Source organism: Photobacterium sp. OFAV2-7 (assembly GCF_022347985.1).
GTDB lineage: Bacteria > Pseudomonadota > Gammaproteobacteria > Enterobacterales > Vibrionaceae > Photobacterium.
In genome coordinates, this window is record NZ_JAKRFQ010000483.1 from 1 (window position 1) to 3,881 (window position 3,881).

3 protein-coding genes and 1 pseudogene are annotated in these 3,881 nt (G+C 48.6%); 2 read left to right on the plus strand and 2 right to left on the minus strand.

The window, feature by feature from the left end; translation table 11 throughout:
- Positions 1–1,356 (minus strand): sodium:solute symporter (locus MHN01_RS19430; protein WP_239412862.1); only part of this gene is annotated, 1,356 nt, incomplete at its 3' end.
- Positions 1,357–1,368: 12 nt separating this feature from the next.
- The gene (locus MHN01_RS19435) at positions 1,369–2,304 is read right to left on the minus strand and encodes a DMT family transporter (protein WP_239412863.1); all 936 of its coding nucleotides are present in this window, start codon (positions 2,302–2,304) and stop codon (positions 1,369–1,371) included.
- A 382-nt stretch (positions 2,305–2,686) separates the two neighbouring features.
- On the opposite strand from MHN01_RS19435, the pseudogene MHN01_RS24745 reads away from it, so the two are divergent.
- Positions 2,687–2,788, plus strand: a pseudogene (locus MHN01_RS24745) (IS6 family transposase); the annotation flags it as partial.
- Between the two features lie 34 nt (positions 2,789–2,822).
- On the plus strand, positions 2,823–3,881 hold a 1,059-nt coding region (locus tag MHN01_RS19445; RefSeq protein WP_239412864.1), incomplete at its 3' end, for an HAD-IC family P-type ATPase.

Here is a 3,881-nt window from a genome sequence, read left to right on the forward strand (position 1 = left end):
CCAACCTAAGTTAAATTGCAAGAATAATAGACAACCAGAGCCAAAACCGACAATCATAGACGATAGGGCTGCATATATATTGGCTGGAATAAATTGTGCCAGTAATGTAGGGGCAACCAGTGCTGCCATTAATGTCCCAGATCCTAAAATAGCTAACATCGAAAGCATGAACGGTGGTGCAAACATCATAATGATAAAACCTGCAATGCCCAGTAACCAGACGGCACCGCGGTTTAATATCAATAATGACTTCTCTGATAACTTGCAGTCAGGCCAAATAGCCTGGCGTAAGTCATGTGAGACCGATCCTGCAATAGCGTGCAACACGGAGTTAGCTGTTGATTTCATGGCAAATAGAATGAACAGTGTGACAACAGCTGACACAGAGGGTGATAGGAAGAGCGTCAGGAAGGTAGGCATGGCTTCATCGGGTGTTGCCAGCCCGGGCACTTTCAAACGGGTATATAATCCTGCCAACGGCACCAAACTAAGCAAACAGGCAATGGGTGTCATGTAAGCGGCAACATGGTGAAGCTTTGTGGTTTTCGCTAGAGCCATAAACCGAACTGACATATAGGGCAGGGTTGCACTATAAATGAAAGCATAAGGCAGCACCATGAGGACATGCCAGACCGTTGAACCATAAGGGCCGGAATCGGTGGGGGCGAGTAACGCTGGGTCAATGTCGTTTAAGCCCGAGATAAGTTCGCCAGGCGATATATCAGCAAAAATAGTGACAACAATTATCAAAGCCGACACACACATCCCCACAACCATAAAGGCATCGGTGAAGGCCACCGCTGCCAGGCCACCAATGGAAGTATAAATAATGATAATGCCGACCATTAACAATGCGGCGGATTCTCTATCTATTCCCAGCCATTGCCCGGCGAGTAGCCCGAGCGCTTTGATTTGCCCTACCAAGAAAACTAATAACAAGATTATCGTAATCATGGCCGCAAAGGCTTGGGTGAATCGTTTGACCGGGGCTGGTCCCTGATGACTGCGTGCGATATATTCGGGAATGGTTAAGCTGCCCATATCTTGTGCTTTTTGATGTAAAAACCGGGCGCAAAAGAGGACAGCAAATACCATGGCTGGCGCGAAGAAGAAATTGCCGAGCAATTCAATCGCGCCATATTTATAGGCAACGCCAGGAGAGCCCATAAATCCCCACCCCGAGAACCCTGTTGCAACTATTGTCGCGGCACCAATGAAAGGTCCCAGGCAATTGGCGGCGAGCAGGAAGGCGCCTTCGCCATCACGGGTTTTCATGATTTTATTGCTATACAGTGCGAGTCCCACCATGATGATCACCGTCACCACGAGGAGCGCCCAGTTAAATGAGGTGATCATAGTAGCCTCCGCTTAATGCTCTGGTTGTGCATTTTTGATAGCGGTGTGCTTTTTTGTCATGCTGATGACAATCTCACCCATACCCCCACCAATGACTAAGATGCCCCCAAGCGTTTGGAGTATGGTGAGTGACTCGCCAAACATGGCGATACCAATGCCTGCACCAACCACAGTTTCAAGGTATGACACACAAGCTAACTCTGCTGCTTTTAGGTGTTTGGCTGCAATGGTCAACAGGCTTAACGCCCCAAAGCCGATAAAGAAACCCATTGAAATTAGCCAAATCCAAGAGCTGGTGTTCATTTCAGCTAATGAAGGTGGTTTCACAACAAAGCATACCCCAATGGCAACGGCGCCAAATAAGAAGTTAAAGAAAGAGCGAGAATCTGAGCTTACATCCGTGCGATAGCGGCTGAAGAATAGATACAAGCCATAGCCGACACCTGATGCAAGCCCTAACATATCACCGATGAAATTCTCTTTCGAAAATGAGAGCGAGACAGTTAATCCGTCGGTAGCATTGTAGTTAATGATCCCGATAATAAACAAACACCCGATAAACACAGCAGTTAGCAATACAGCGGTGAGTTTAGATATTTTCTCTTTAAGAAAGATAGCGGCCAAAATGGTGGAGAAGACAGGGCCGGTATATATCAGGAACACGGCATTAGCCAAAGTAGTGTACTGCGTTGAAGAGACATATGCCGCCAAGCACAGGCCTAAACAGGCACCACTGGCGATAACGGTTGGTGATAGTTTGGTCGCTTTAATCAGTGAGCTTTTTCCTTGGTAGAACATTAGGCCAAAAATACATATAGCCCCGACGGTCATACGGGTGAATGCAATAACATCGCCGCTGGTATTAATATTTCGGGCAAATAATCCGACGCACCCCATTAAGGCGGCAGAGACTATCATAGTGGAATAGCCCAAAGTTTTGGTGTTCATGACTTACTCCTTTGATTATTGTCGTCAGGTTGGTCACACAGCATTCCACCTCCAGTGATCTGGTAATAGCCATATACCAGTGCTACCACTACACATAGAATTGCGTTAGCGACTATGAATGCATCAATTGACCAATATCCTGTGATCATCTTCATTCCCTTTTTCAAGGTGCAATAAGCAACATACTGCGGTGAACTGTTCGGTATGTTGTTGTTGATATTTATATTGATTGAGCAGTGGGGCGATAACTAGCCAAAACCTGCCGTCTACTTGCTGATTACTGCTCAATAGAATGAAACTGTGAAGGAAGGGAACTTGAATGACTGATGTGATATAGGCAGAGTTGAGAACCGTTACGTGACCAACTTATTAAAATGGAAACATTTTCTGGTGCATTCGTTGGTATGGCTCTACCTCGATGAGCTACGCTAATCTCAGTGATATGTTGGCCGAGCGCAGTGAGCCTGCAAGGCAAAGGACTCTTTGTATTCAATCGTTGGTTTTTCGGAGCATAGGCAATGAACAAAGTCATCGATAAACAGTTAGAGAATAACTGGCACGCTGAGGCCATCAATACCGTGCTGGATACTTTGCATGTAGATGCGGATGGTCTCTCTCGGGACGAAGCCGCAGCTCGACTCGAAACCTGTGGACCGAATCGCTTACCGGAGCCTGTCAAGCGTAGCTCTATTGTTCGCTTTCTTCGCCATTTTCACAATATTCTTATCTATGTGCTCTTGGCCTCAGCAGTTATTACGGCGTTGCTGGAGCATATGGTCGATACGTTGGTTATTTTGACGGTGGTTGTTGCCAATGCGGCCATCGGCTTCGTGCAGGAAGGCAAAGCGGAGAAGGCGATGGATGCCATCCGCCGGATGCTCGCCCTTAAGGCCTCCGTGTTGCGTGACGGAAACCGCCGTCTTATTGAAGGCGAAAGACTGGTTCCGGGAGACATTGTCTTGCTGGAGTCGGGGGACAAGGTGCCTGCCGATCTGCGCCTACTTAAGGCGCATGGCCTTAAGATCCAGGAATCGATCATCACTGGCGAATCTGTACCCGTCGAGAAGAGAACACCGCAAGTGGCCGCCGATGCGTCTCTTGGCGATAGGATATGCATGGCGTATAGCGGCACGCTGGTAACCAGTGGACTCGGCAGAGGCGTCGTCGTCGCAACGGGCTGTGATACTGAGATTGGCCGCATCAGCGGTATGCTTTCTACTGTCGAGACACTTACCACTCCGCTTGTGCAGCAGATGAACGTGTTTGCGCGGTGGCTCACCGTACTCATTTTGCTTATTGCAACGACACTTCTCATATTCGGGTATTTCGTCCAACATTTCGCGTTCTCCGAAATGTTCATGGCGGTAGTGGGACTGTCAGTCGCCGCCATACCCGAGGGTTTACCCGCTGTCTTAACAATCACGCTGGCCGTGGGTGTCCAGGCGATGGCGCGGCGCCGTGCCATTGTCCGGCGCTTGCCCGCCATAGAAACGCTAGGCTCAGTATCGGTGATCTGCAGCGATAAGACTGGCACCCTGACGCGTAACGAGATGATGGCCGCATCCGTTGTAACGCAG